The sequence below is a fragment of the Micromonospora sp. NPDC048907 genome (assembly GCF_055586885.1).
In genome coordinates this window covers 621191-648053 of sequence record NZ_JBVJHI010000004.1, presented here as the reverse complement: position 1 = coordinate 648053, position 26863 = coordinate 621191, and the positions used below count along the sequence as shown (strand labels likewise).

At 76.0% G+C, this 26863-nt stretch carries 25 protein-coding genes; 14 read left to right on the top strand and 11 right to left on the bottom strand.

Going from position 1 to position 26863, the window contains the following annotated elements; translation table 11 throughout:
* The first annotated feature begins 8 nt into the window (after positions 1-8).
* From ACZ6PY_RS16985 to cobA, 3 genes are read left to right on the top strand one after another with little or no spacing between them, the layout of a single operon-like run.
* Positions 9-1085 carry a HoxN/HupN/NixA family nickel/cobalt transporter gene (locus ACZ6PY_RS16985; protein WP_466073141.1) on the top strand — a complete coding sequence of 359 codons (1077 nt, stop codon included), beginning with the start codon at positions 9-11 and terminating at the stop codon, positions 1083-1085.
* The gene (locus ACZ6PY_RS16980) at positions 1082-1675 is read left to right on the top strand and encodes a precorrin-8X methylmutase (RefSeq protein WP_466073139.1); all 594 of its coding nucleotides are present in this window, start codon (positions 1082-1084) and stop codon (positions 1673-1675) included. Before ACZ6PY_RS16985 ends, ACZ6PY_RS16980 begins: the two co-directional genes overlap by 4 nt.
* Positions 1672-3363: a uroporphyrinogen-III C-methyltransferase gene (cobA, locus tag ACZ6PY_RS16975; protein ID WP_466073137.1), complete on the top strand. Its 1692-nt coding sequence runs from the start codon at positions 1672-1674 to the stop codon at positions 3361-3363. Before ACZ6PY_RS16980 ends, cobA begins: the two co-directional genes overlap by 4 nt.
* A gap of 97 nt (positions 3364-3460) precedes the next feature.
* Here the strand turns inward: cobA and crcB are convergent, their stop codons facing one another.
* The 3 genes from crcB to ACZ6PY_RS16960 form a co-directional block, all read right to left on the bottom strand.
* Complete coding sequence (gene crcB / locus ACZ6PY_RS16970; protein ID WP_466073135.1) at positions 3461-3823, bottom strand: fluoride efflux transporter CrcB; 363 nt, start codon at positions 3821-3823, stop codon at positions 3461-3463.
* On the bottom strand, positions 3820-4314 hold the full coding sequence (locus ACZ6PY_RS16965; protein ID WP_466073567.1) for a FluC/FEX family fluoride channel: 495 nt from the start codon (positions 4312-4314) through the stop codon (positions 3820-3822). The genes crcB and ACZ6PY_RS16965 overlap by 4 nt, the downstream gene beginning before the upstream one ends.
* Positions 4315-4602: 288 nt before the next feature.
* Positions 4603-5829, bottom strand: coding sequence for an MFS transporter (locus ACZ6PY_RS16960; protein ID WP_466073133.1), 1227 nt, complete (start codon positions 5827-5829; stop codon positions 4603-4605).
* Positions 5830-5967: 138 nt separating this feature from the next.
* Here ACZ6PY_RS16960 and ACZ6PY_RS16955 point away from each other — a divergent pair, with 138 nt between their 5' ends.
* The 5 genes from ACZ6PY_RS16955 to ACZ6PY_RS16935 all read left to right on the top strand — a co-directional run bounded on the left by ACZ6PY_RS16955 (position 5968) and on the right by ACZ6PY_RS16935 (position 9422).
* A complete protein-coding gene (locus ACZ6PY_RS16955; RefSeq protein ID WP_466073131.1) occupies positions 5968-6417 on the top strand; it encodes a MarR family winged helix-turn-helix transcriptional regulator in 450 nt (149 codons plus the stop codon).
* 128 nt (positions 6418-6545) lie between these two features.
* Positions 6546-6983: a DUF6766 family protein gene (locus ACZ6PY_RS16950; protein WP_466073129.1), complete on the top strand. Its 438-nt coding sequence runs from the start codon at positions 6546-6548 to the stop codon at positions 6981-6983.
* Positions 6984-7091: 108 nt separating this feature from the next.
* The gene (paaK, locus tag ACZ6PY_RS16945) at positions 7092-8399 is read left to right on the top strand and encodes a phenylacetate--CoA ligase PaaK (RefSeq protein WP_466073127.1); all 1308 of its coding nucleotides are present in this window, start codon (positions 7092-7094) and stop codon (positions 8397-8399) included.
* Between the two features lie 37 nt (positions 8400-8436).
* Complete coding sequence (gene paaI, locus ACZ6PY_RS16940; RefSeq protein WP_466073566.1) at positions 8437-8808, top strand: hydroxyphenylacetyl-CoA thioesterase PaaI; 372 nt, start codon at positions 8437-8439, stop codon at positions 8806-8808.
* A 47-nt stretch (positions 8809-8855) separates the two neighbouring features.
* Positions 8856-9422, top strand: coding sequence for a dienelactone hydrolase family protein (locus tag ACZ6PY_RS16935; RefSeq protein ID WP_466073125.1), 567 nt, complete (start codon positions 8856-8858; stop codon positions 9420-9422).
* Between the two features lie 94 nt (positions 9423-9516).
* Here ACZ6PY_RS16935 and ACZ6PY_RS16930 read toward each other — a convergent pair whose 3' ends face one another.
* Positions 9517-11976: an adenylate/guanylate cyclase domain-containing protein gene (locus tag ACZ6PY_RS16930; protein ID WP_466073123.1), complete on the bottom strand. Its 2460-nt coding sequence runs from the start codon at positions 11974-11976 to the stop codon at positions 9517-9519.
* A gap of 189 nt (positions 11977-12165) precedes the next feature.
* Here ACZ6PY_RS16930 and ACZ6PY_RS16925 point away from each other — a divergent pair, with 189 nt between their 5' ends.
* The 3 genes from ACZ6PY_RS16925 (at position 12166) to ACZ6PY_RS16915 (ending at position 16811) form a co-directional block, all read left to right on the top strand.
* The gene (locus tag ACZ6PY_RS16925; RefSeq protein WP_466073121.1) at positions 12166-15108 is read left to right on the top strand and encodes an ATP-binding protein; all 2943 of its coding nucleotides are present in this window, start codon (positions 12166-12168) and stop codon (positions 15106-15108) included.
* A gap of 111 nt (positions 15109-15219) precedes the next feature.
* Positions 15220-15990 (top strand): DUF5995 family protein, encoded by a 771-nt coding sequence (locus tag ACZ6PY_RS16920; RefSeq protein ID WP_466073119.1) that lies wholly within the window; start codon positions 15220-15222, stop codon positions 15988-15990.
* An 80-nt stretch (positions 15991-16070) separates the two neighbouring features.
* Positions 16071-16811 (top strand): phosphotransferase, encoded by a 741-nt coding sequence (locus tag ACZ6PY_RS16915; RefSeq protein ID WP_466073117.1) that lies wholly within the window; start codon positions 16071-16073, stop codon positions 16809-16811.
* A 4-nt stretch (positions 16812-16815) separates the two neighbouring features.
* Here the strand turns inward: ACZ6PY_RS16915 and ACZ6PY_RS16910 are convergent, their stop codons facing one another.
* Positions 16816-17364, bottom strand: a complete 549-nt coding sequence (locus tag ACZ6PY_RS16910; protein ID WP_466073115.1) for a CGNR zinc finger domain-containing protein — start codon at positions 17362-17364, stop codon at positions 16816-16818.
* 123 nt (positions 17365-17487) lie between these two features.
* On the opposite strand from ACZ6PY_RS16910, the gene ACZ6PY_RS16905 reads away from it, so the two are divergent.
* The 3 genes from ACZ6PY_RS16905 (at position 17488) to ACZ6PY_RS16895 (ending at position 21071) form a co-directional block, all read left to right on the top strand.
* The gene (locus tag ACZ6PY_RS16905; RefSeq protein ID WP_466073113.1) at positions 17488-18348 is read left to right on the top strand and encodes an alpha/beta hydrolase family protein; all 861 of its coding nucleotides are present in this window, start codon (positions 17488-17490) and stop codon (positions 18346-18348) included.
* Positions 18349-18481: 133 nt separating this feature from the next.
* Complete coding sequence (locus tag ACZ6PY_RS16900; RefSeq protein WP_466073111.1) at positions 18482-18883, top strand: hypothetical protein; 402 nt, start codon at positions 18482-18484, stop codon at positions 18881-18883.
* Positions 18884-18965: 82 nt separating this feature from the next.
* Positions 18966-21071, top strand: a complete 2106-nt coding sequence (locus ACZ6PY_RS16895) for an APC family permease (RefSeq protein ID WP_466073109.1) — start codon at positions 18966-18968, stop codon at positions 21069-21071.
* 131 nt (positions 21072-21202) lie between these two features.
* Here ACZ6PY_RS16895 and ACZ6PY_RS16890 read toward each other — a convergent pair whose 3' ends face one another.
* The 6 genes from ACZ6PY_RS16890 to ACZ6PY_RS16865 all read right to left on the bottom strand — a co-directional run bounded on the left by ACZ6PY_RS16890 (position 21203) and on the right by ACZ6PY_RS16865 (position 26447).
* Positions 21203-22162: a TIGR03557 family F420-dependent LLM class oxidoreductase gene (locus ACZ6PY_RS16890; protein WP_466073107.1), complete on the bottom strand. Its 960-nt coding sequence runs from the start codon at positions 22160-22162 to the stop codon at positions 21203-21205.
* 183 nt (positions 22163-22345) lie between these two features.
* Positions 22346-22552 carry a hypothetical protein gene (locus tag ACZ6PY_RS16885; RefSeq protein WP_466073105.1) on the bottom strand — a complete coding sequence of 69 codons (207 nt, stop codon included), beginning with the start codon at positions 22550-22552 and terminating at the stop codon, positions 22346-22348.
* Between the two features lie 119 nt (positions 22553-22671).
* Positions 22672-23874, bottom strand: a complete 1203-nt coding sequence (locus ACZ6PY_RS16880) for a low temperature requirement protein A (RefSeq protein ID WP_466073103.1) — start codon at positions 23872-23874, stop codon at positions 22672-22674.
* Positions 23875-24036: 162 nt separating this feature from the next.
* A complete protein-coding gene (locus ACZ6PY_RS16875; RefSeq protein ID WP_466073101.1) occupies positions 24037-24897 on the bottom strand; it encodes a helix-hairpin-helix domain-containing protein in 861 nt (286 codons plus the stop codon).
* A gap of 235 nt (positions 24898-25132) precedes the next feature.
* Complete coding sequence (locus ACZ6PY_RS16870) at positions 25133-25480, bottom strand: TcmI family type II polyketide cyclase (RefSeq protein WP_262285687.1); 348 nt, start codon at positions 25478-25480, stop codon at positions 25133-25135.
* A 139-nt stretch (positions 25481-25619) separates the two neighbouring features.
* Positions 25620-26447 carry an AfsR/SARP family transcriptional regulator gene (locus ACZ6PY_RS16865; protein WP_466073099.1) on the bottom strand — a complete coding sequence of 276 codons (828 nt, stop codon included), beginning with the start codon at positions 26445-26447 and terminating at the stop codon, positions 25620-25622.
* Between the last annotated feature and the right edge of the window lie 416 nt (positions 26448-26863).

Genomic DNA, 26863 nt, shown 5'->3' with positions numbered 1-26863 from the left:
GGAGAGCAATGACCTCGACCCCGACCGCCGTCCCCGCCGTCGGCCGCTGGAGCCGCGCCGAACGGGCCCGCCTCGGCGGCATCCTCTGCGCGGTCGCCGCGCTGCACGTCGCCGGCGTGACCCTCTACCTCTACTGGAACCACCAGCCGGTCGCGGCCGGCGGGCTGGCCGGCGCCGGCACCCTCGCCTACGTGCTGGGGGTGCGGCACGCCTTCGACGCCGACCACATCGCCGCCATCGACGACACCACCCGGCTCATGCTGCTGCGCGGCCGCCGGCCGGTCGGCGTCGGCTTCTTCTTCGCCCTGGGGCACAGCGCCGTGGTGCTGCTGCTCGCCCTGGTGGTCGGGCTCGCCTCCACCCGGCTGACCGGCGACCGGATGGCCGGCGTCCGCGAGGTCGGCGCCACCGTCGCGATCGTCACGGCCACCGGCTTCCTGCTGCTCGTGGCGGCCCTCAACGCGGTGGTGCTGGCCGGGCTGGCCCGGCTCTGGCGGCGGCTGCGCGCCGGCGCGCTGGACGAGACCGAGCTGGACCTCCTGCTGCTCAACCGGGGGCTCATGCACCGGATCCTCGGGGCCCGGGCCCGCACCCTGGTCCGCTCCTCCTGGCACATGGCCCCGGTCGGCTTCCTCTTCGGGCTCGGCCTGGAGACGGCCAGCGAGGTGACCCTGCTGGCGCTGTCCGCGAGCACCGCCGCCGCCGGCGGGCTGCCCGTGCTGGCGCTGCTCACCCTGCCGCTGCTCTTCGCCGCCGGGATGTCCGCCATGGACACCGCCGACAGCCTGCTGATGAGCCGCGCCTACTCGTGGGCGTACCGGCAGCCCGCCCGGCGGCTCTGGTACAACCTGGCCACCACCACGATGACCGTGCTGGTCGGCGGCCTGGTCGCCAGCGTCTACCTGGCCGGGCTGCTGGTCGACCACCTGGGGGCCACCGCCCTGGCCGGGTACGCCTCGATCGCCGACCACTTCGAGCAGCTCGGCTACGCCGTGGTGGGCCTCTTCGCCCTCGCCTGGGGCGGTGCAGTGCTGCTCTGGCGAATGCGCGGCCACGACCGCCGCTACGGGCAGGCCGGCTCGTGAGCCGGACCGTGCACCCCATCGAGGCGGAGTCCTACCGGATCCTGCGCGGGCGGGTCGACCTGTCGCACCTGCCGCCGCTGACCCGGGCGGTCACCGAGCGGGTGGTGCACGCCAGCGCCGACCTCGACTACGTCGCCGACCTGGTCTGCGACGAGGACGGCCTGGCCGCCGGGCTGGCCGCGCTGCGCGCCGGCGCGCCGATCGTCACCGACGTGTGGATGGTCGCCGCCGGCATCACCCGGGCCGGGCGGGAGATCGTCTGCCCGGTCGCCGAGCCGGCCGCCGCCGAGCTGGGCCGCGCCGCCGGCATCACCCGCTCGGCCGCCGCCGTGCGGATCGCGTCCGAGCGAGTCGGCCCGGGCGCGGTCTGGGTCGTCGGCTGCGCCCCCACCGCGCTGGTCGAGCTGATCGCGCTCGACGCGGCCCCGGCGCTGGTGGTCGGCCTGCCGGTCGGGTTCGTGGGCGCGGCCGAGTCCAAGGCGGCGCTGCGGGCCAGCGGCCTGCCCGCCGTGTCCAACGTGGGCGAGAAGGGCGGCTCCGCGGTGGCCGCCGCCGCCCTCAACGCCCTGCTGTACCTGGAGGAGAAGTGAAGGACCGGACCCCGCTGCTGATCGTCGGGCACGGCACCCGCAGCGCCGCAGGCGTCGCCCAGTTCGCCGCGCTGGTGGAGCGGATCCGCCGCCGGGGCGCGGTCGCCGACGTCGAGGGCGGCTTCATCGAGCTGTCCCGCCCGCCGCTGACCGACGCCGTCGGCGCGCTCGTCGGCCGGGGCCACCGGTCCGTCGTGGCGCTGCCACTGGTGCTGGCCGCCGCCGGGCACGGCAAGGGGGACATCCCCGCCGCCCTCGCCCGGGAGAGGCAGCGCCACCCCGGCCTCCGGTACGCCTACGGGCGGCCGCTCGGGCCGCATCCGCTGCTCCACGAGACGCTCGCGCGGCGGATCGACGCGGCGCTCGACGGGGCCGACCGGGCCGGCACGTGGGTGGCCCTAATCGGGCGCGGCTCCACCGACCCGGACGCCAACGCCGAGGTGACCAAGGTGGCCCGGCTGCTGTGGGAGGGGCGCGGCTACGCCGGCGTGGAACCCGGCTTCATCTCGCTCGCCGAGCCGTCCGTGCCGGCCGTGCTGGAGCGGTTGCGGCGGCTCGGCGCCCGGCGGATCGTGGTCGCCCCGTACTTCCTCTTCGCCGGGGTGCTGCCGGACCGGATCGTGGCGCAGAGCCGGGAGTTCGCCGCCGACAATCCCGGCCTGGACGTCCGGGTGGCCGAGGTGATCGGCGACTGCGATCCCCTCGCCGACCTGGTCCTGGAGCGGCACGCCGAGGCGCTGCGCGGGGACATCCGGATGAACTGCGACACCTGCGCGTACCGGGTGGCGCTGCCCGGGTTCGCCGACAAGGTGGGCCGGCCGCAGACCCCGCACCACCACCCGGACGACCCGGCCGACGGGCACGGCCACCACCATCACCACCACCACGCCGGCCACCACGACGAGCCGGCGCTGCGTCCCGGACAGGTGGCCGTCGTGGGCGGCGGGCCCGGCCCGGACGACCTGATCACCGTACGCGGCCGGGCGCTGCTCGACGCCGCGGACGTGGTGGTGGCCGACCGGCTCGCCCCGGCCGGGCTGCTGCGCCGGCTGCGCCCCGGCGTGCTGGTGGTGGACGCCGCCAAGGTGCCCCGGGGCCCGTCGATGACCCAGGACGCCATCAACGACACGCTGATCGCGCACGCCCGCGCCGGGCGCCGGGTGGTCCGGCTCAAGGGCGGCGACCCGTACGTCTTCGGCCGTGGCCACGAGGAGGTCCTCGCCTGCGCGGCGGCCGGGGTGGAGACGGTGCTCGTGCCCGGGGTGAGCAGCGCGGTGGCCGCGCCGGCCCTGGCCGGGGTGCCGGTGACCCACCGGGGCGTGGCGCACGAGGTCACCGTGGTGTCCGGGCACCTGCCGCCCGGACATCCCGACTCCCTGGTGGACTGGGCCGTGCTGGCCCGCGCCCGGGGCACGCTGGTGCTGCTCATGGCGGTGGACACCGTCGGGCGGATCGCCGCCGAGCTGCTCGCCCGGGGGCGGGCGCCGGAGACGCCGGTGCTGGTGGTCCGCGACGCCGGGCACCCGGAGCAGTGGACGGCCCGGTGCCGGCTGGACGAGGTGGGCGCGCTCGCCGCGCGGGACGAGGTCCGGCCTCCGGCGGTCTTCGTGATCGGGCCGGTGGTGGCGCTCGCCGCCGATCCCGCCGGGCAGGCGCCGGCGCCCGCCGCCGTTGCGGCGTGGGGGTGAGCGTGCCGGCCGGCGCCACCCGGTGCCGGCGTGCGGGTGAGCCTTGCCCGCCCCGGCCGGGCAGCCGGCGTCGGGGGTGACGCCGTGGCCGGGCGGGTCAGGCGGTGGCGGCGCCGGCCAGGGCGTACCCCACGGTGGCCGCGGTGAGCCCGGCCGCGACGCTGCCGAGCGCGTTGGCCAGCGCCGGCCCGCGGTGACCCGAGCGGTGCAGCCGCACCGTCTCGTAGCCGAGGGTGGACCAGGTGGTCAGCGCGCCGCAGAAGCCGGTCCCGACCAGGGCGGTCACCGCGGGGGAGGCGGGCACGGCGGCCACCGCACCGAGCACCAGCGACCCGGCCACGTTGACGGTCAGCGTGCCCCACGGGAACGGGGAGCCGTGCCGGGCCTGCACGGCCCGGTCGGTCAGGTAGCGCAGCGGCGCGCCCACCGCCGCCCCGAGCGCGATCAGCAGGACGGTCACCGGGCCGCCCCGCCGCGGGCGCGGGCCAGCAGCCGGGCGGCCGCCGCGTCGCCGGCCCAGACGGCCAGCAGCGCGCCGGCCAGTGTCGCCGCCAGATACGCCAGCGCCGTGCCCGGCGCCCCGGCGGCGATCGCCCGCTGGGCGTCCACGGCGTAGGTGGAGAAGGTGGTGAAGCCACCGAGCACGCCGACGCCGAGGAACGGCCGGACCAGCGGCCCGGCCGGGCGGGCCGTGAGCACCGCCATGAGCGCGCCGATCAGCAGGCAGCCGGTGACGTTGATGCCGAAGGTGGCCCACGGGAATCCGGTGGGCGGGTGCGGGAACGCGGCCTGCAGCCCGGCGCGGGCCAGCGCGCCGAGCACCCCGCCGGCGGCGACGGCCCCGAGCACCGCCGCCGGGTGGGCGGGCAGCTCCCGCCGGTCGGCGGGGATGCGCAGGTCGACGTCGGGGTCGACGCGGAACTCGGACGGTCCGGTCACGGTGCCTCCCACCAGGACGCGCAGCACTGGCAGGGACCGTTGGCGAGCGGGTCGCGGTGCTCCCGGCCGGCACCGGGACGGCGGGCCCCACCGCCGGTTTCCGCCCGAGCATAACGCCGCCCCCGGCCGGCCCGGCCTGCGGCGCGTTCCGCGGCCGGGCACGACCGACTGGCCGGTCCGGCGGTCAGGACCGCCCGGGGCCGGACACCACCGGCCGGCCGGTCCGGCCGTCGGGACCGCCCGGGGCCGGACACCACCGGTGGGCCGGTCCGGCCGTCGGGACCGACCGGGGCGGGCCGGTCAGGCCGCGACGTCGGCCAGCTCGGGAGTGGCCGCGGCGTCGCCCGGGGTGCGCCGGGCACGCCGCTCGGCCACCAGCAGCACCGCGAGGCCGAGCAGGGTGAGCCCGGCGCCGGCCCAGATCGGGGCGGTGAAGCCGAGGCCGGCGTCGATGGTCAGCCCACCGAGCCACGCGCCGAGCGCGTTGCCGACGTTGAACGCGGCGATGTTCGCCCCGGAGGCAAGGGTCGGGGCCTGGCGGGCGTACTTCATGATCCGCATCTGGAGCGGCGGCACGGTGGCGAAGCCGAAAGCGCCCATCAGCACCAGCGCGAGCACGGTCAGGGCCGGGCTCGCGGCGGTCAGCGCGAAGCCGACCAGCACCAGGGTGAGCACGGCGAGGACCGTGACCAGGGTCCGGGACAGCGACACGTCGGCGGCGCGGCCGCCGGCCAGGTTGCCGGCGAACAGCCCGACGCCGAAGAGCACCAGCAGCCACGGGACGGTGCCGGTGGCGAAGCCGCTCACCTCGGTGAGCGTGTACGCGATGTAGGTGAAGGCGCCGAACATGCCGCCGAAGCCGAGCACCGTGACCACCAGCGAGAACCAGACCTGGGCGTGGGTGAACGCCCGCAGTTCGCCGCGCAGGCCGCCGGTGGGAGCGGCGGCGTCGCGCGCCGGACCGCGGCCGGGCACCAGCACGGCGAGACCGGCCAGTGCGACCAGCCCGATGCCGGTGATCGCCCAGAACGTGGCGCGCCAGCCGAGGTGCTGGCCGAGGAGGGTGCCGAACGGCACGCCGAGGACGTTGGCGGCGGTCAGGCCGGTGAACATGAGCGCGACGGCGCCCGCCCGCCGGGCCGGCGGGACCAGTCCGGTCGCCACCACGGCGCCGATGCCGAAGAACGCGCCGTGGCAGAGCGCCGCCACGATCCGGCCGGCCAGCATGGTGCCGTAGTCGCCGGCCAGCGCCGAGAGCAGGTTGCCGGCGATGAAGAGGACCATCAGGCCGAGCAGCACCGGCTTGCGGCGCAGCCGGGTGACGGCGGCGGTGAGCGCCACCCCGCCGACGGCGACGCTGAGGGCGTAGCCCGAGATCAACCAGCCGGCCACCGACTCGCTGACCGCGAAGTCGGCGGCGACCTGGGGGAGCAGCCCCATGATCACGAACTCGGTCAGCCCGATGCCGAACGCCCCGATCGCCAGGGCGATCAGGCCGCCGGGGAGGGCGGAGGTGCGCTGTGCCATGCCGTACCCAATCCATGCGCTCGAAACAAAGAGGCGCGTGCAACTACCCGCGCCCCCAACGAAGATAGTTGCACGCGCCGTATATCGGCGCAAGGGTGGTAGCCTGGGGGCCGTCCACGTCACACCGGAGGGGGCGTCATGGGGATCGCCGACGACGCGGTCGAGATCCGCGCGCAGGGCTGGCGCACCCTCGCCGCGCTGCACGGCCTCATCGAGACCGCGCTGGAGCGCGCCCTCCAGGGCGAGCACGACCTTTCCGTCGTGGAGTACACGGTGCTCGACGCGCTCTCCCGGCAGGACGGCTGGCACATGCGGATGCGGCAGCTCGCCCGCGCCGCCGCGCTCTCCGACAGCGCCACCACCCGCCTGGTCACCCGGCTGGAGGAGCGCGGCCTGCTCACCCGCGTGCTCTGCGCGGACGACCGCCGCGGCATCTACACCGAGCTGACCCCGGCCGGCTCGGAGCTGCTCGGCCGGGCCCGGCCCACCCACGACCGGGTGCTCGCCGACGCGCTCGCCGAGGCCGAGCGCACCCCCGAGCTGGCCCCGCTGGTCGACGCGCTGCACCGACTCCCCGCCGCCCGCTGAGGCGCGGACGCCCCGCAGGACGCGGTTGCGTCGATTCCGTGCTCCGTGCCCCTGCCGCGGGATGCGTCGTTTCGACCGCGCCGGTCCGGGGCACTTCCCGTCCGACCTGCGACGGAAGGGGGTTCGTGATGGCCGGAGGGAGCAGCACGGCCGGCACACGGTCGGCGCGGTCCCGCGCCGCGAGCAACGGAGGTGGCGGCGGCAGGCGGCCCGACGGCCCGCCGTTCCGCAAGCCGGGGTGGCCGAAGGCGTACTCCTTCGCCCTGGTCACCGGGGCGCTCTTCCTCTTCTCCTGGCTCGGCCAGTTCCTCTTCCAGATGGCCGTGGAGAGCAACGAGGCCAGCCAGCACGGCCAGAGCTTCGCGTGGAGCGAGTTCCTGCCACAGTTCTTGGCCAGCACCTTCGAGAACTGGCAGTCGGAGTTCCTCCAGCTCGTCTGGCAGGCCGCCGGCCTGGCCCTCTTCTACTACTGGGGCTCCTCGCAGTCGCGGGAGTCCGACGACCGGATGGAGGCCAAGCTGGACGCGCTGCTGCGCGAGCGGGGACTCGACCCGGACCACCCCTGATCGCCGCAGCGGGGACCTGACCTGGCAGGACGGGCCGTACGGGCGTACGGTGATCGCACCCGCCCGGCGTGACGCGGCGCCGGCGCACCCGTCGCGCAGGAGGCCACCGTGCAGGACCGCACCCCTCGTCCGGACGAGCTGGAACCCGTCGAGCGGGCCGGCGTCGACGAGCTGCGGGCGCTGCAACTCGACCGGCTGCGCTGGTCGCTGCGGCACGCGTACGACAACGTGCCGCACTACCGGCGGGCCTTCGAGGCGGCCGGTGCGCACCCCGACGACGTGCGCGAGCTGGCCGACCTGGCCCGCTTCCCGTTCACCGGCAAGGCCGAGCTGCGGGAGAACTACCCGTTCGGCATGTTCGCGGTGCCCCGGGAGCGCGTCGCCCGGCTGCACGCCTCCTCCGGCACCACCGGGCGGCCCACCGTCGTCGGCTACACCCGCGCCGACCTCGACACCTGGGCGAAGCTGATGGCCCGCTCGATCCGGGCCTCCGGCGGGCGCCCGGGCGACCGGGTGCACGTGGCGTACGGCTACGGGCTGTTCACCGGCGGGCTCGGCGCGCACTACGGCGCCGAGGAGCTGGGCTGCACGGTCATCCCGGTTTCCGGCGGGATGACCGAGCGGCAGGTCATGCTGATCCGCGACTTCGAGCCCGAGGTCATCATGGTCACCCCCAGCTACATGCTGGCCATCGTCGACGAGATGGAACGCCAGGGCCTCGACCCGAGGTCCACGTCGCTCCAGGTCGGCATCTTCGGCGCCGAGCCGTGGACCGAGGACATGCGCCGGGAGATGGAGCAGCGCCTCGACATGCACGCCGTGGACATCTACGGCCTCTCCGAGGTGATGGGCCCCGGGGTGGCGGTCGAGTGCGTGGAGACGAAGGACGGCCTGCACCTCTGGGAGGACCACTTCTACCCGGAGATCATCGACCCGGTCACCGGCGAGGTGCTGCCCGACGGCGAGCGGGGCGAGCTGGTGCTCACCTCCCTCACCAAGGAGGCCATGCCGGTGGTCCGCTACCGCACCCGCGACCTCACCCGGCTGCTGCCCGGCACGGCCCGCGGCATGCGCCGGATCGAGAAGATCACCGGCCGGACCGACGACATGATGATCGTGCGCGGGGTCAACGTCTTCCCGACCCAGATCGAGGAGCTGATCCTGCGTACGCCCGCGCTGTCGCCGCACTTCCAGTGCGTGCTGGACCGGCAGGGCCGGATGGACACCCTCACCGTGAAGGTGGAGCGGCGGGCCGGGGTGGCCGCCGACGAGGCCGAGCGGGCCGGCGCCGCCCTGGTCGAGCAGGTCAAGAACACCATCGGGGTGAGCGTGGCCGTCCAGGTCATCGAACCCGACGGGGTGGAGCGCTCGATGGGCAAGATGCGCCGGATCGTCGACCAGCGGCGGGGCAACTGACGTGGCGGGTGAGGACGGCCGCACCGCGGCCCACGACATGTTCGACGCCGACGTGGCGTCCAAGGGCCTCGGCATCGAGCTGGTGTCGGCCGGCGACGGCGCGGCGGTGGCCCGGATGCGGGTCACCCCGGCCATGCTGAACGGCCACGCCATCGGCCACGGCGGCTTCGTCTTCCTGCTCGCCGACACCGCGTTCGCGCTGGCCTGCAACAGCCACGGCCCGGCCACCGTGGCCGCCGGCGGCGAGATCAGCTTCCTCCGCCCGGTCCGCGAGGGTGACCTGCTGGAGGCCCGGGCCACCGAGCGGGTCCGCTACGGCCGCAGCGGCATCTACGACGTCACGGTGTGCCGGGACGGCGAGGTGGTCGCCGAGTTCCGCGGCCGCAGCCGCACCATCGCCCGCGACTGACCGGCGTGCCGGCCCGTCCGCCCGCTGGGCTGCGGCAGGATGGGCCGATGGCACACATCCTGCTCCTGCACTCGGTCTACGGGCTGCGCCCCGCCGTGCTCGCCGCCGCCGACCGGCTGCGCGCCGCCGGGCACGAGGTGACCACCCCCGACCTGTACGAGGTGCCGGCCGCCGACACCGTGGACGCCGGCTTCGCGCTGCTGGAGAAGATCGGCCGGGACGTGGTCCTCGACCGGGCCCGCGCGGCGGCGGCCGGACTGCCCGCCGACGCGGTGCTGGCCGGCTTCTCCATGGGCGCGGGCGTCGCCGGGGCGCTGCTCGCCGAGCGGCCGGAGGCCGCCGCCCTGCTCCTGCTGCACGGCACCGGCGGCGATCCCGCCTCGGTACGCCCCGGGCTGCCGGTGCAGCTGCACCTCGCCGACCCCGACGACTACGAGGCGGAGGACGAGGTGGACGACTGGCAGCGGGCGATGACCGCGGCCGGCGCCGAGCTGACCGTGTTCCGCTATCCGGGCCCCGGGCACCTCTACACCGACCCCGGCACGCCCGACCACGACGCGCCGGCCGCCGCCCTCACCTGGGACCGGGTTCTGGCGTTCCTCGCCGACCGCTGACCCGCCGGCCGGCCCGGTCCGGCCCCGGTCCGGCCGCCCCGGGACGACGTCCGGGTCGGAGTGGCCCCGTGCCCGCTCCGGCCCGGACGTCGCCTCACGCGGCGAGCCCCCGCACGTCGCCGGCCGAGGTGAGCCCGGCCCGGGCGGATGCCCCCACCGGGCGCTCCCGGCCGGTCCGGCGTGGACGCGGCGGCCCGACGGCCGGCGGTCGCCCGCCCACCGCCCCCACCCGGCCCGCCGACTCGCGCGGCGGGCCGCCGGGTAACGGGTCCCGGAGCCCCGGGAACACCCCGAGCCGCGCCCGCACCGCCCGGCCCGGCCGGTTGCCGCCGGACCGGGCCGCCGGGAGAGCGCCCCGGGCAGAGGACCCGGCGGAGGCGCCCCCCGACACCCCCGCCGGCCGGCCCGCCGCGGCGCCGGCCCGCCCCCCGTGGACGGTGACCGCCCGCCGGCTGGCCGTCCGCCGGCTGGCCGTCCGCCGGCCGGCCGTCCGCCGGCTGGCCGGCGCGCCGGTTCCCACCGCGCCGCCCCCCGTCGCCGCACCCGGCGTCGGGCCGCCTCCCGCGACCACGCCGGGCGTCGGGCCGTCGCCCGTGACCGTGCCGGGCGTCGGGCCGCCCCCCGTAACCGTGCCGGGCGTCGGGCCGCCCCCCGCGGCCACAGCCGGCGTCCGGTCGTCCGCCGTCACACCCGGCGTCCGGCCACCCGCACCGGGGACCGGCGCCGGTCGGGCCCCTCCACCCGACCGGTGCCCCACCCCGGCCGGGCATGCGGCCCGGCCGGTGTCGACCCCGCCGGCGGCCGGGCGGGTCGCCCCGACCGGTTCGGCGTCCCGCAGCCGGCGGGCGAACTCCGCCCGCACGGCGCGGGGCAGCCGGTGCGCGGCCACCCGGGCCACGGCCGGCTCGGTGACCGCGTACCCGCCGGTGGTGGTCCGGTGCAGCAGGCCCGCGTCGACCAGTGCACGCAGCACCGGCTCGGTGCGCCCGGCCGGCCAGCCGAGCATCCGCGCCAGCGTGGCGGCCGGGACGTCCACGTCCCGGGCGGCGACCGCCATCACCACGGCCCGCCGCTCCCCGTCCAGCCGGTCCAGCCGGGCGTCGACCAGCCGGCGGACCGCCTCGGGCACCCCAGCCGGCTCGGCGTCGGCGCCGGGCGTGGCGACGTACGCCGCCGCGGCGCCCGGGTTGCCGCCGACCAGCGGGAGCAGCTCCGCGGCGGGCGCCGTGGGCCGGCCGGCCCGGTCGAGCAGGTGCCGCAGCAGCCGTCCGGTGTCGACGGTTCCCAGCGCGGGCAGCGGCACCCGGCGCCGCCGGCCGGCCGCCCCGGGCAGCAGGTCGGCCCAGCGCGGACCGTGCGTGGCCACCACGGCGAGCGGCAGGCTCCGTTCGGTGGCCGCGGCGAACACCCGGTGCAGGAACCGGTTCAGCGCCGGCGCGGCCCGGTCCAGGTCGTCCACCGCCACCACCACCGGCTGGCCGCCGGCCAGGTCCAGCAGGAGCTCCCCGCACACCTCGGCGCCGCGCGCGGCGGCCACCGGGTCGCCCGGCGCGGTCAGGAACTCGGCCAGCGCCTGCGCCGCGGCGCCGCGCCGGGCCGCCGGCAGCCCGTCCAGGGTGGTGCCCAGCCGCCGGCGTACGGTCTCGGGCGAGTGGCCGTCACGGAGCCCGGCGAGACCGCGGACCAGGTCCGCCAGCGGCGCCAGCTCGCCGTCCGGGAAAGGCGGGCAGTGCGCGACGCACCAGCGCACCGGGTCGCCGTCCACCGTCGACACCGCGCGGACCAGCTCGTGCAGCAGCCGGCTGCGCCCGCTGCCGGCCGGGCCGGCCAGCGAGATCCAGCGTGGACGCCGCTCCCGCACGGCCCGCGCGATCTCGTCGCCGGCCGTGGCCAGCTCGCGGCGGCGGCCGACCAGCGGGCCGTGGTGCCGGGCCGGCCGGCGCCGGGCCACCCCGGTCACCCGCCAGACGTCCAGCGGAGCCGCGCGGCCGGCCACCGCCAGGGCGGTGAGCGGGCGCTGCTCGACCAGGCCCGCGACGGCCCGCCCGGTGGCGGCGCAGAGCACCACCCCGCCGGGCGGGGCGTGCTCCTGCAGGCGGGCCGCCGTGGTGATCACCGCGCCGCTGGCCGCGCCGTGCCCACCGTCCCGGGTGGCGGCCAGGTCGACCAGCACCTCGCCGGTGGCCACGCCGACCCGGACCCGCAGCCGGGTGCCGGCCGGCAGCCGCCGGTCCAGCGCGTCCTGGATCTCCAGCCCGGCGCGTACCGCGCGGTAGGCGTCGAAGCCGTCGGAGCCGTGCGCCCCGAACAGCGCCATCACCGCGTCGCCGACGTACTTCTCCACCACCCCGTGCCACCGGTGGAGCACCGCGGCCACCGTGCCGAAGTAGGCCTGCTGCAGCGCCCGCACGTCCTCCGGGTCGAGCCGCTCGACGAGGCCGGTCGACCCGACGATGTCGGCGAAGAGGACGGTGACCGTACGCCGTTCCTCCGGCACGGGCCAGCGGGCCACGGTGACCGCTTCCCGACTCCCCACGGGCGTGGTGATCAGCATCGCACCCACCCTTTCCCCGGTCCGGTGCCTGACGACCACCGGAGACTTTCACCACCGGGTCCTCGGGGGATCGGTAGGACGACGTATGTCGACCACCCGCAACCATTAGTCGTAATGTCGACGCGAGGAGTACCACAAGGGCGCTGAGCCCGTAGAACGGTGCGGGAACCTGTGACTAGGCTGCGGGGCATGGCCAGCGATGTGGACACTGCGCCGCTCGTCGGCCGTGCCGACACGGTGGGAGCGCTGCGGTCGGCCCTGCTCGACGACGTCGCCCCGGGTCAGACCGCGGCGGTGTTCCTGACCGGCGAGAGCGGGGTGGGCAAGACCCGGCTGCTCGCCGAGGTCGGCGAGCGACTGCGGGACGCGGGCGCGCTGGTCCTCACGGGGGTCTGCCTCGACATCGGCGACGCCTCGCCGCTGCACCCGCTGCGCCAGGCGCTGCGCCGCCTCGACGCCGACCTGACCGAGGCCCGCACCTCCTCCGCGGTCCGCGGGCTGCTCCAGGTCTTCGACGAGGAGACCCCGGGCCCGGACGGCGCGGGCGCGCTGCTGGAGCGGGTGTCGCGCGGCCTGCACCTGGTCGCCGGCGGGCGGCCGCTGGTGCTGGTCCTCGACGACCTCCAGTGGGTCGACCGCAGCACCCGCCAGCTCCTGCTCTACCTGCTCGCCGGCCTCGGCGACCTCCAGTTGTCGGTGCTCGCCGCGATCCGGGCCGAGTCGTTGCAGGGCGCGCACCCGCTGCGCCGGGTGCTCACCGAGCTGCGCCGGCTGCGTTCGGTCCGGGTGATCGACCTGGCACCGCTGGACCGGGCCGCCACCGACGAGCTGGCCGCCGCGATCGTGGGCGCGCCGCTGGCACCCGAGGCCGCCGACCAGATGTGGCAACGCAGCGGCGGCAACCCGTTCGTGGTGGAGGAGCTGGCCCGCGACCTGCGCGACGGCCACGACGGCCTGTCCGACACGCTGCGCGAGGTCTTCCTGGCCCGGGTCGACGCGCTGCCGCAGCCCGCGCACGCCGTGGTGCACGCGGTCGCCGCCGGCGTCGAACCGGTCGAGCACTGGCTGCTGGCCCAGGTCGTCCGGCTGCCGGAGGACCAGCTGATCGAGGCGGTCCGGGAGGCGGTGGCGCACCGGCTGCTGGTCGGCGCCGACGACGGCTACCGGCTGCGGCACCGCCTGGTCGCCGAGGTGCTGGCGCACGAGCTGCTCCCCGCCGAGCGGGCCGCGCTGCACCGCCGCTACGCCGAGGCGTTGACCTCGGCCACCGCCGAGCTGCACCAGGCCCGGCTGGCCCACCACTGGCGGCTGGCCGGGGAGCCGGCCCGGGCCCTGCCGGCCGCGATGGCCGCCGCCCGCGAGGCCGAGCGGCTGCACGGCTACGCGGAGGCGCACCGCCACTGGTCGGCCGCCCTGAGCCTGGCCACCACCCCGCCGGCGGTGCTGCCCGACGGCGGCCGGCCCGAGCCGGTCGAGGTCGACCGGGCCGAGCTGCTGACCCACGCGGCCGAGTCGGCGCACCACTGCGGTGAGCACGCCCGCGCGCTGGCCCTGCTGGAGGAGCTGGCCGCGGACCCGGCCGGCCCGCCCACCTGCGCCCTGCACATCCGGCGGGCCCGCTACCTGGCCGCCGCCGGCCGGTCCGCCCCGGCCGAGGCCGAATACCGGCGGGTGCTCTCCGCCGACGACTGCACGCCCCGGGAGCGGGCGACCGCCGCCGCCCACCTGGCCGAGCTGCTGCTGCACCTGGGCCGCTACGCGGAGGCCGGCGACCAGGCCCGCGAGGCGCTCCGGCTCGCCGCCGACGTCGAGGGCACCGCCTCGGAGGTCGTGCTGGCCAGCGCCGCGCTCGGGTTCAGCGAGGCCTACCTGGAGGACCCGGACGCCGGGCTCGCCGTCATGCGGGAGGCGCTGGAGACCGCCGAGCGGTCCGGCCGGCCGGAGGACGTGGCCTGCGCGTACCTGCACCTGGCCGAGCTGCTCACCGGGCCGCTGAACATCCTCGAGGAGGGGGTGGTGGTGGCCCGCCGGGGCGCCGAGCGGGTCGCCGAGCTGGGGCTCGGCCGCACCTGGGAGACCCGGCTGCTGGCCATCGCCACCAACGGGCTGTTCCGCGTGGGGCAGTGGGCCGAGGCCGAGAAGGTCGTGGCGGCCGCGCTGCGGCACCGCCCGTCCGGCGCCGACGCGGTCGAGTTGCTGCTGGCCCGGTGCCGGCTCTCCGTCGGCTACGGCGACGTCGAGGCCTCCGACCGTGACCTGGAGGCGGTCGCCACCGTGCTGGCCGGCGGCGGGGCCCGGCACGTGCTGCCGATGCTCATCCTGCGGGCCGGGCTGGCCATGTGGCAGGGCCGGCACGACCTGGCCCGGCAGGCGGTCCAGCGGGGCCTGACCGAGAGCCGGTCCGACGACGTCATCGTGCTGGCCACGCTGGCGTGGCACGGGTTGCGCGCGGAGGCGGAGGCGTCGGCCAGCCGCACGGTGGAGGTGGACCCGAACGCGGTCCGCCGGCTGCGCGGGGTGGTCGACCGGGTGGCCGCCAAGAGCGGGAAGGCGGGCGCCCCGGTGCGGTACGTCGCCGACGCGTTCCTGGCCCTCTGCGCCGCCGAGCTGAGCCGGCTGGACGACGGCCGGGGCGACCCCGAGCTGTGGGCGCGCGCGGCCACCGAGTGGGACCGGCGCCACCACCCCTATCCGGCGGCCTACTCCCGCCTGCGGCAGGCCGAGGCGCTGCTGGCCCGGCGCAGCCGGGTGGCCACCGCCGGCAAGCTGCTGCGGCAGGCCCACCGGACGGCCCAGTCGCTCGGCGCCGTGCCGCTGAGCGAGGAGATCCGCACCCTGGCCGGGCGGGCCCGGGTGGCCCTGGACGAGGGCACGGCCGCCGCGCGTCCGGCGCCCCGGCCCCGGGCCGCCGAGCCGGCGGCGTCCACGGTGGACGAGCTGGTGGTGCTCACCGCCCGGGAGCGGGAGGTGCTCGCGGCGGTCGCCGAGGGGTTGACCAACCGGGAGATCGGCCAGCGGTTGTTCATCAGCGAGCGGACCATCGGCGTGCACGTGTCGCACATCTTCGACAAGCTCCAGGTCCGCACCCGGGTGCAGGCCAGCGCGATCTTCCTGCGCAACCGGGCCGAGTAGCCGCGCGTCGGCAATACGTCGTTCTACTGATCCGGCCGGCGTACGCCGGCTGGAAGGCTGTCCAGCGTCACCGGGTGGCGTCGTGGGGGCGCCGACCACTGTGGAGGAGAGATGAGCGAACCGGTCTGGGGTCCCGTGCACCAGGACATCGTCGGGCTGCTCGCCGACCACCCCGCCGACGTGCCGGCGGTCGTCGACCACCTCACCAAGCTCCAGGACCTGCTGGTCCGGCTGCCTCCGCTGGAGGAGAGCTGCCCGCTGGCCGATTTCAACAAGCTCTACCTGGTCATCACCTCCACGGTCCTCGACGGCCTGTACGACGACCGCTTCACCGACCCGACCTTCCTGGCCCGGCTTGACGTGGAGTTCGCGGCCCGCTACTTCGACGCGCTGCGGTTCTGGACGGACTCCCACCCGAGCACGCCGAAGGCCTGGTCGTGCCTGTTCCGGCGGATGCGCGGCCCGGACGCCCGGCCGTTGCCGTCGGCGGCGGCCGGGGTGAACGCCCACATCAACTACGACCTGCCGTTCGCGCTGGTGACCACCTTCGACAGCCTGGAGTCCGAGCCGGTCGACGGCAGCGACCAGCACCACGACTACCTGGAGATCAACAAAATCTTCGCCGAGCGGATCCCGGAGCTGCGCCGCGGTTACCTGGACCACTGGCAGCTGATGATCGACATGGTGAACGGCGACATCGACGACTGGTACCAGGGCGAGCTGGTGGAGTACACCCGGAACGTGGCCTGGCGCAACGCGCAGAAGATCTGGCGCTGCCGGCACGACCCGGAGGCCCGCGAGTGTGAGCGGATGCGGCTGGACGACAACGCCGCTCTGCTCGGCCGGCTGCTGCTGTCGCCCCTCGGGGCGTTCCTGCAGTAGCCGGGACGGGGGGTCCCCGCGTCCCGCCGCCGCTCGGGCGTGGGACGCGGGGACGCCGTCGGTGGTGCGAGGATGGGCCGGTGGAAGAGGCGCTCCCCGGCAACGTGACGGCCGGGGTGGTCCGGGTCGGCGACACCGTCCGGCGCCCGGCCGGCCCGTGGACCGCGAGCGTCGACGCCCTGCTCGGCCACCTGCACGCGGTGGGCTTCGGCGGCGCGCCGCGGCCGTTCGGCCGGGACGACCGGGGCCGGCAGGTGCTGGAGTACGTCCCGGGGGAGCCGGGCGACCCGGCCGGCACGTACTCCCTCGACGAGCTGGCCTCGATCGGCGCGTTCCTGGCCGATCTGCACCGCGCGACCGCCTCGTTCACGCCCCCGCCGGGCGCGACCTGGCAGACGGCCATCGCCCCCGACGGCGCGGAGCTGGTCTGCCACCACGACGTGGCGCCGTGGAACCTGGTGCGCTCGGCCCGGGGGTGGGTCCTCATCGACTGGGACGGTGCCGGCCCGGGCACCCGGCTCTGGGAGCTGGCGTACGCGGGGCAGAGCATGGCGGGGATGCGCCCGGACCGGCCGCTGGACGAGTCCGCCGCCCGGCTGCGCGCCCTGGTCGACGGCTACGGGTTGCCGGCGGTGGAGCGGCCGGCGCTGGCCGCGCTGCTCGGCCGCCGGGCCCGGGCCATGGTCGATCTGCTGGCGGCGGGCGCCCGCGACGGGGTGCAGCCCTGGGCGCGGATCCACGCCGAGGACGGGGCGTACTGGCGGGCCACGGCCGCGCTGCTGGACGCGGGGGTGGACCGCTGGACGGCCGCCCTGGCGTGACCGGTCAGCCGCGCCGGGTCCGCCCCCGGTACGCGGCCGCGGCGGCCCGGTTGTTGCACAGCTCGCAGCAGTAGCGCTGCCGGCCGGCGCGGGTCCGGTCCAGGTAGGGCGCGTCGCACCCGTCGGCCGCGCAGACGCCGAACCGCTCCGCCCCGCCGGTCGCCGCGGCCCGGGCCAGCGCCCCGGTGACGAGGGCGGCGAACGGTCCGGCCGGGCCGGGCCGGGGCAGCGGGGTGAGCCGCAGCGTCCCGTCGGGCCCGGGCTCGACCACCGTGCCGGCGCTCACCTCGGCGAGCACCTCGTTGAGCGTGGCCACCCGGGCGGCCGGGTCGGGCGCGGCGAAGACCGCGTGGAGCCGGTCGCGCAGGTCGCGCAGCCGGGGCAGGTCGGCCTCGGTGAGCGGTGCGGTGACCTCGGCGAGGCCGACGTCCCGGGCGGCGGCGCGTAGCCGCGCCACGGAGAGCTGGTCGACCGGGTCCTGGAGCACCCAGGTGCTGTGCAGCAGGGCGATGGCCAGGCGCAGCGCGGGTTCCAGGGGTGGCACCGCGCTCATCCGCGTCTCCTCCCTGGTCGGGTTGCCGACACGTCCGCCGTCCTTCCGTACTTGACCGATCGCCGCCCGCCATCCTAGCGTCGTCAGTTGCAAAACGCGTTTAAAAACTTATGGAGGTGGCACATGCGGCGTCTACCCGCCCTCGTGTCCGTGGCCGCGCTGCTGGTCACCGGCGCGCTCGCCGGTGGCGGCAACGCCCAGGCGGAGGTGCCCGCCGAGCCGGGGACCGCTGGCCACACGACGCCCACGGTGATCCGCGACATCGAGATCCCGGTCGCCGGGCAGCCGGCCGTTCGGGCCTGGCTGGTCCGGCCGCAGCGCGCCGAAGGCGGGCTGGCCGGGGTGCTGGACCTGCACTGGTTCGAGCCCGGCCGGGCCAACCAGGACCGCAGCGAGTTCCTGGCCGAGGCGACCGCCCTGGCCGGGCGCGGTGTGGTGTCGGTGCTGCCGCAGCTCACCTTCCCCTGGGCGGGCGACCCGGTCGGCGACGCCCGGGACCGGGACGCCGTCACGGCTCAGCTCGACGGGGTCCGGGCGGCGTACCGGCGACTGCTCGCCGAGCCGGGGGTGGACCGGACCCGCACCGCCGTGGTCGGCCACGACTACGGCGCCATGTACGCCGTCGACCTGACCGCCCGCGAGCCGGGGCTGCGCACCGCCGTGCTGCTCGCGCCGGACGCGACCTGGGCCAACTGGTTCGACCGCTACTGGCTCCAGCTGCCGGCGGGGGAGAAGGAGGCGTACCGGGCGGTCTTCGCCGGCCTGGACCCGGTGGACCTCGTGGGGCGGCTGGGCGCCGGGGCGTACCTGCAGTTCGCCGGCGCGGACCGGTTCGTCGGCGCGGAGACCCGGGCCGCCTTCGCCGCCGCGGCACCGCGGGCCACGGTGTCGCTCTACCCGGAGGAGGAGCACGACCTGGGCGCCGCGCGCACCCGGGACGACCGGGTCGCCTGGCTGGCCGGGCGGCTCGGGCTGCGCGGCTGACCCGGGGGACCCACCGGACCGGGCGGCGTCGGGGGGCGTCGCCCGGTCCCGGCCGGCGGGGGAGCGGCCGGACCGGCCCGGGCTGAGGACGCGGGCGGGGTGTCGGTCCGGCCCGACCGGGTACCCGGCGGCCATGCCGCACACCGGGTCGGTCCGCCGCTTCCCCTTCCGGTTCGACCCGGCGTTCCGGCTGCCGCTGGCCCTGCTCGGGGTGCGGCCGGAGACCGCCCGGGTCGAGGTGGGCCCGGACGAGCTGACCGTGCGGTTCGGTCCCTGGCGGCTGCGCACCACCCGCGGCAACGTCAGCGGGGTCGAGCTGGCCGGCCCGTACCGCTGGTGGCGGGTGGTCGGGCCGCACCTGTCCCTGGCCGACGGCGGGGTCACCTTCGGCACCGGCGTGGCCGCCGGGGTCTGCCTCCGCTTCGCCACGCCGGTGCCGGCGCTCGTCCCCGGCCGGTGGCCGCGCCACCCGGGCGTCACGGTGACGGTGACCGACCCGGAAGCGCTGCGCGACGCCCTGGCCACCCCGTCCTGATCATCTTTTTTCCGCTTGCCGGTTCCGCCGGGCCGCGCCCCGGGTACCGCCTACCGTCGGTTCAGGGCCTGAAGGGGTGCACATGGCGGAGGCACGGGACGGGGCGCAGCCCCGGCGGACGCGGGGGCGCCGCCACCAGGCGCAGTCGACCCCCGGGGACCGGGCGCTGCGCGACGCGCGCGACCCCGAGCACGGCGACCGGGCCCGGCGGGGCCCGGCGACGCTGCCCGAGCGCGTGGAGAGCCCGGCCCGGCGGGCCCAACCGACCGGCCGGCTGGTCCGCTGGCTGTTCCAGCACCGGGTGCAGCCGGAGGGCCCGGAGACCCGCGAGCACCAGTCGAAGGGGCATCCCTGGTGGCGGGTGATGTGCCTGACCGGTGTGGACTACTTCTCCACCCTGTCCTACCTGCCCGGCATCGCCGCGGTGGCGGCCGGCGCGCTGAGCCCTCTCGCGACCCTGCTGATCGTCGCGCTGACGCTGTTCGGGATGCTGCCGATGTACCGGCGGGTGGCCCGGGAGAGCCCGCACGGGCAGGGCTCGGTGGCCATGCTGGAACGGCTGCTGCCGTTCTGGCGGGGCAAGATCTTCGTGCTGGTGCTGCTCGGCTTCGTGGCCACCTCGTGGATCATCACGATCACGCTCTCCGCCGCCGACGCCACGGTGCACCTGCTGGAGAACCCGATCCTGCCCGAGTCGTTCCCGCACGGCGCCACGGCCGCCGTGGTGGTGACCGTGGTGCTGCTGCTCATCCTCGGCGGCGTGTTCCTGCTGGGGTTCAGTGAGGCGGTGCAGGTCGCCATCCCGCTGGTGGCGGTCTTCCTCGGGCTCAACGCGGTGATCGTGGTCGCCGGCCTGGCCGAGGTCGCCGCCGACCCGGGAACGCTCAGCGGCTGGACCGACCGGCTGACGCGGGTGGGCGGCGTGGGCGACGTGCTGGGCACCAGCGTGCTCGCGTTCCCGCTGCTGGTGCTGGGCCTCTCCGGCTTCGAGACCGGGGTCAGCATGATGCCGCTGGTCAAGAGCGACGGCGTCGACCCCGAGCACCGGTTGGCGGCGCGGATCCGCAACACCCGCAAGCTGCTCACCACCGCCGCGCTGATCATGTCGGTCTACCTGGTCGCCACCACCTTCGTCACCACCGTGCTCATCCCGGCGCACGAGTTCGCGCCCGGCGGGGCGGCCAGCGGGCGGGCCCTGGCCTTCCTGGCCCACGAGCACCTGGGCGAGGCGTTCGGCACGGTCTACGACATCAGCAGCATCCTCATCCTCTGGTTCGCCGGAGCCTCGGCGATGGCCGGTCTGATCAACATCGTGCCCCGCTACCTGCCCTCGTACGGCATGGCGCCCGAGTGGGGGCGGGCGGTCCGGCCGGTGGTGCTGGTCTACACGGCGATCAGCATCGCCATCACGGTCGCCTTCCGCGCCGACGTCAACGCCCAGGCCGGCGCGTACGCCACCGGGATCCTGGCCATGATGGTCTCGGGCGCGATCGCGGTGACCATCTCCGCCTACCGGTCGCGGCACCCGTTCGCCGGGATCGGGTTCACGGTGCTCACCCTCGTGCTGCTCTACGCGCTGGTCGAGAACGTCATCGAGAAGCCGGACGGCATCACCATCTCCGGCCTGTTCATCGCCGGCATCGTGGCCGTCTCGCTGATCTCCCGGGTGTCCCGCACCACCGAGCTGCGCGCCGAGCGGATCGAGTTCGACGAGGCGGCACGGCGGTTCGTCGCCGACTCGATCGCCCATGACGGCCGGCTGCACCTCATCGCCAACAAGCGGCAGAGCGGCTCGCTGAAGGAGTACCGGCTCAAGGAGCGCGCGCAGCGCGGCATGAACCCGGTGCCCGGCGCCGCCGACGTCCTCTTCCTGGAGATCGACATCAGCGACCCCTCGCGGTTCAGCGAGGTGCTGCGGGTGCACGGGGTCGAGGTCGGCGGATACCGGATCCTGCGGGCCGACAGCCCCGCCGCGCCCAACGCCATCGCGGCCATCCTGCTGGCCCTCCGGGACGCCACCGGGGTCCGCCCGCACTGCCACTTCGAATGGTCCGAGGGCAACCCGATCGCGCACCTGCTGCGCTACCTGATCCTCGGCCGCGGCGACACCCCGCCGGTGGTCCGGGAGATCATCCGCAAGACCGAACCGGACCCCGCCCGCCGCCCCGGCATCCACGTGGGCGGCTGAGCGCCGTCGCCGGCCGCCGGCTCCGTCCCGGTCCCACCACCCGGGGAACCGGTCCCACGACCCGGGGGTACGCGGGCCGCCACCCGCACCGGGCCGGGCCCGGCTGCCGGCGCCCCGCCGGGGTGCGCCGGTCAAACAAGCGCGCGCACCCGGGCGAGGAAGTCGCCGGCGCAGAAGTCGAGGAAGCCGTCCGGGTCCGGGCCGGCGTTCTGCAGCACGATGTGGTTGTACCCGGCGTCGACGTAGGCCTTCACCTTCGCCAGGTGCGGCTCCGGGTCCGGCCCGACCGAGAACTGCTGCCGGATGTGCTGGTCCTCCACCCAGACCGTCGCCGCGTCGAAGTTCACCGGGTTGGGCAACTCGCTCATCACCTTCCACCCGGTGACCGCCCAGCGGCTGGTCTCCTTCGCCGCGCGCACCGCCTGCTCCTCGTCGGAGGCCCAGGCCATCGGCACCTCCGCGTAGTGCGGCCCCCGCCCGCCGGCCTCCTGGTAGCGCTCCACGATCGACGACTTCGGCTCGGTGGCGAACAGCCCGTCGCCCAGCTCGGCGGCCATCGCCGCGGAGGACCGTCCGCTGGCCGCCACGGCGATCGCCGGGGGCGTCGCCGGCAGGTCCCACACCCGGGCGTCCTCCAGCTGGAGGTGCCGGCCCTCGTACGACTGGTAGCCGCCCTGCCAGAGCAGCCGGATGATCTCCAGGGCCTCGCGCAGCCGCTCGTGCCGGCCGCGGACGCTGGGAAAGCCCTGCCCGACCACGTGCTCGTTGAGCCGTTCGCCCGCGCCCACACCCAGGGTGAACCGCCCGTCGGAGATCAGCGCCATGGTGGCCGCGGCTTGGGCGATGATCGCCGGGTGGTACCGCACCGAGGGGCAGGTGACCCCGGTGGCCAGGCCGAGCGTGCTGGTCTTCGCGGCGATGGCGGCGAGCGCGCTCCACGTGAAGCAGGAGTGTCCCTGCACCTCGAGCCACGGGTGGTAGTGGTCGCTCATCTCGACGAAGTCGAATCCGGCCTGTTCCGCGCGGACCGCCTGCCGGATGAGCTCCTGCGGGCCGAAGGCCTCCGAGGCAAGCTTGTAGCCGATCTGCATCGCAGTGGTCTCCCGTCCTCCGCGCGGTGGATCGCTGCCCTTCCCACCCCAGACTCCGACAAACACCGCCGGAGCAAAGGGCCCAGCCTCCTAGGACGCCGGAGCGGTGGTGACCCCGCGCGCGCCGGGCACGGAACGGCCCGCGCCCCGGGGGAGCGGGCGCGGGCCGGGTGCTGCGGGGGGCTACTTGGACGGCTCGGGGAGCTTGCAGTCCACCTTGGGGTTCGCGCCGATGTAGTTCAGCGGGCCGGCCACGATCGTGACGAGGATGGTGCCCGCCTCGGCGCAGTTGGTCTCGTCGTTGCCGTAGTAACCGCGCTGGCCGGCGGCGATGGCGCCGATGACGAGCCAGATGACGACCAGGACGCCGACTATCGAGGTGCCGCGCATGGGTTGCCTCCACTGGGGTTGTGGTGGATTCGAGGTGGAGGCCATGTACCCAGAGCGGGGGAACGGTCAAACGGCGCCGCGGTGGCGGCGCGGCCGATTCCGACCATCGCGGTGCCGGGTCAGTGCGGCGGCGCGGGGCTCTCCGGGGGGCGCCCCCGGCTGCGCAGGTGGTCGGCGACGGCCACCCCGGCCAGCACCAGCATCGCGCCCAGAGCGGCGTAGATGGGCGCGAGGTGGAGGAGGAAGGGCGCAAGCGTCAGCAGCGCCAGGACGCCGCCGGGGCGGGAGACCGACACCCGGCTGAACACCTCGTACTCGAAGGCGGCGCGACCGGTCAGGAACAGCGCCGGCCCACCCAGGATGATCGCCAGCCAGGCCGGCGGGGTGCGCCCGGTCGGTTCGAGCAGCACCAGGTCGAATCCCGCGGCGCTGGTCACGACGCCGGCCACCATCAGCAGGTGGGTGTACGGGGCGGAGTTCAGGAACTTGCCCGGCTGTCTGGACATGGCGATGGCGTGCGGCAGCAGCTCGCCGGACTTGTGCACGTAGATGCGCCAGAGCAGCAGGGTGGTGGCGAACGCGATGGCGAAGGCCCCGATGTTCTCCACCTCGGAGTGGTGCAGGCTGAAGACGGTGCCGGTGACCAGGATGGCGTCGCCCAGCGCGATGATGAAGAACTGCTGGTAACGCTCGGAGAGGTGCTCGGCGGTCACGTTGCGCTGGGCGTCCGGCACCACGCCCAGCCGCGGCACCGGGTAGGCGAGCCGGAAGCCGAGGTAGTCGATGCCCAGGGCCACCAGCCAGAGGGTCTCGCGGGCGTGGCCGCCCGCCGTCGCCCCGACGAGCCAGGGGATCGCGGAGACCGCGAACCAGGTGAAGATCCGGGCGGCCCGGCGTTGGGTCTGCCGGTGGTGCCGGACGGCCGGCATGAGGAACAGCCCGCGTCCGAGATGGATCGCCACGTACGTGCCGGCGAAGACCAGTCCTCGGCCGCTGAAGGCCTCCGGGATGGCGGTGGTCATCAGCAGCGCCCCGAACATCACCGCGACGATCAGCAGCTTGATCTCGGGCCGTTGCGGGTCGTACATGTCGGTGACGAGGGTGGTGATGGCCCAGGTCCACCACAGCGCCATCAGCATGATCAGCGCCTGGACGGCCCGCTCCCAGTCGATGCCGGTGATCAGCCCGCGCGAGATGAGGGAGAGCGCGACCACGTACACGAGGTCGAAGAAGAGCTCCAGCAGGGTCACCCGGCGTGGCGCCTCGGGGTCCCGGACCGGTGGCCGCCGCTCGGCGGGCTGCTCCGGCGTGGGGGTGGGCACGAGCTGCTCCTGCGGTGGCGGGATCGGCGCGGCGGGCCGTCCGGCCCTGCACCCGACCGTAGCGACGCCCGCGTGGGCCCGTGCCGGCTTCCGGCATTTCGCGCCCGTCCGGGGCGCGGCGCCGGTGGTGACCCCCGGTCACCACCGGCGCCGCGCGTCGGATCAGGCGCCCTCGCCGGCCCCGGCCGGCAGCACCCGCTCGGCCTCGGCCCGGGCGCCGGCCAGCACCTTCGCCTGCTGCGACCAGGTCGCCAGGCCCGGCGCGGCGCGCAGGCCGGCGGCCTTGACGGTCTCCCGCAGCGTCGCCTCGTCCAGTTCGCTGAGCTGCTGGTAGGTGCGGATGCCGGCGGCCTGGAGGGCGGCGGCCAGCTTCGGCCCGATGCCCTGGATCCGCCGGAAGTCATCGGCGGTGTCCACCTGGGCCGGAGCGGCGTCCTCGACCGCGGCGCGCGGCGCGGGCACCGTCACGGGCGCGACCGGCTCGTCGGCCACCGGCTCGGCCGGCTCGGCCACCGGGTCGCCGGCCGGTACCGGCTCGGTCGCGGTGGCCGGTTCGTCGGCCACGGCCACCGGCTCCGGCGCGGTGCGGGCCGGCTCGGCCTCCTCGTCGGCGGCGCGCGGCGCGGGCACCGTCACCGGCTGCGCCTCGTCGGCCACCGGCTCGGCGGCCACCGTACGGGCCGGCTCCTCGTCGGCGGCGGCCGGCTCGGCGACCGTCACCGGCTCGGCGGACGGCAAGGGGGTGGCCTCGGCGGCCAGCGTGGCGGCGGCCGGGGCGGCGTCCTGGTCGGCCGGGGTCGGCGCCTCGGTCACCGCGGCGGGCGCCGGCACCTCGTCGACAACGGCCTCCGGCCGCTCCCGGTCGACCGTCGCGGTCACCTCGGGCGCCGGGGCGGCGGCACCCTCCACCGTGGGCGCGCCGGTGCCGGCCCCGTTCCGTCGGCCGCTCACCACCCACCCGATGACCAGGCCCACCAGCAGGGCCAGGATCAGCACCAGCCACTGCCCGAAGCTCGACGGCATGCCAACCTCCTCCTATGTACGTGAACGACAATCGCGAGAAAACCCGGGGCAGCTTCGCACACGTACGCGCGGGACGACAGGGAGGTCGGCGGCTGCCGCCGCCGGTGGGACGGGACGTGCCGGCCGGTGGCCGCGGGATGACCGAGCGTGTGCCACGCGGGGTGCGCGGAAGGGGCGCCCCGGACCCTGGTGCCGTTCGAGGGTCCGGGACGCCCCGGTCTTCGCGCCGGGCCGCTCAGCAGGCCTGGCGGGGTGCGGGCAGGTCGGCCGCGTCCCAGCTGTAGAAGCAGCCGGCCACGGCGTCGCGGGGGGAACGCCAGGTCGGCAGGTACGGCGAGGTGTGCGCCGACAGCCGCTCGTTGACCTGCTGGTAGAACGGGTTGTCGCGGACCTCGGCGGCCAGGTCCGGGTCGACGTCCACCGTCTCCATGAGGTGCACGCACAGATCGTGCAGGTAGTACAGCGAGCGGTGCCGTATGCCGGTGAGGCGGGGCAGGTCGGTGGCGTCGGACTCGGCGAAGATCTGCGCCACCCGGCCCTGCGCGCCCGGCACGATCCGGCTGACGACCAACAGTCGACTCATCGGGACCCCTCTCGCCGCTGGCGGTGCCGACTCCGGTCCACGGCGTCGGCCACCGTGGGCACACCCTGCCGGGCCCGCTGTCACCTGGCCGTCACGGTCCGGACCGTGGCATTGATGGCGGTGGTGACGCCGGCGCCGGTCAGCGGGGGTGGGGTGTGGTGGGTGCGGTCGAGCCGCGCGGCGCCGAGCCGGTCGGCCGGCCGGGGGCGTTGGTCCGGTCCGCGCGCCGCGGGGGCGCCTCCCGCCGGCTGGCCCGCCGGATCGGGGCGAGGGTGTCGTCGAGCAGCGCGCACATGGCCGGGGACGGTTCCAGGCGCAGCTCGCGCAGCAGCAGGTCGCGGTAGACGTAGAAGGCGTGCACCGCTTCGAACGCGTTGCCCTCGGCGAGGTGGATGCGGACCACCAGGCGGTGCGGGGTCTCCCGCAGCGGCTCGGCGGCCATCGCCTCCAGCGCCGCCTCCAGGGCCTCGCCGTGCCGCCCGGCGGCGAGGTGGTTGCCGGCGAGTTCCTCCAGCATGTGCAGCCGGAGCTGCCGCAGCCGTTCCCGTTCGAGCAGCACCCAGTCGTCGTACCAGCCGGGGAGGAGGTCGTGCCGGCCGGCGCCGGCGGCGCCGCGCGGAACCCGGCCGTCGCGTACCTGGTCGGCGGATGCCACCAGCTCGTCGACGTCGAGGTGGACGGCGGGGTCGAGGCGGACGGTGTCGCCGTCGGTGCGCAGCGGGCAGCAGGGGTCCTGGCGGAGCCGCCACAGCGCGGTGCGCAGGGAGGAGAGCGCCCGGTCCTCCGAGGTCTCCGGCCAGAGCAGACCGGCGAGGTGACTCCGGGTGGCGGCCGGACGCAGCCCGATGAGGGCGATGACCCGTTGCAGGCCCCGGGGGACCACCACCGGTACGCCGTCGTGGAGCAGCCGGAACCCGCCGAGCAGGTGCAGCGACACCTGTGGGGCGGGGTCTCCCGCCGTCGGCATTCTCGATCCACCGGACACGGGCGCACCCCCAGCACGCGGAACCCTCGTCCCGACCGTCCTCTGTCGCCCGGCTCGGCTGCCCGCGACGCCGGTGTCGGAACGGCTCCGCCGTGGCGGAGAAAGCCCGTTGTGACCGGGCTGACCGGTACGGAGGATATCAACACTTGTTACTCTGAGTCAACAAGGCGTCGGTTTGCTGACCGTCCGTAATGGTCACACGAACGGCCTGTGAACTGCGAAGAAGTGTCGCTATCCATTCGCAGAACTTGATCTTCGCATAGCTCTCACACAGTTTGCGTCAACGCAGCGTCACCAACTTCCCGGGCCGATGGTGGCCGGTTGACGCCGCGTTGACGGTGCCGGCGGCACCGTGTCGCCAGTCGTGCGCCGAGATCGCTCGTCCCGCACCGGTACGC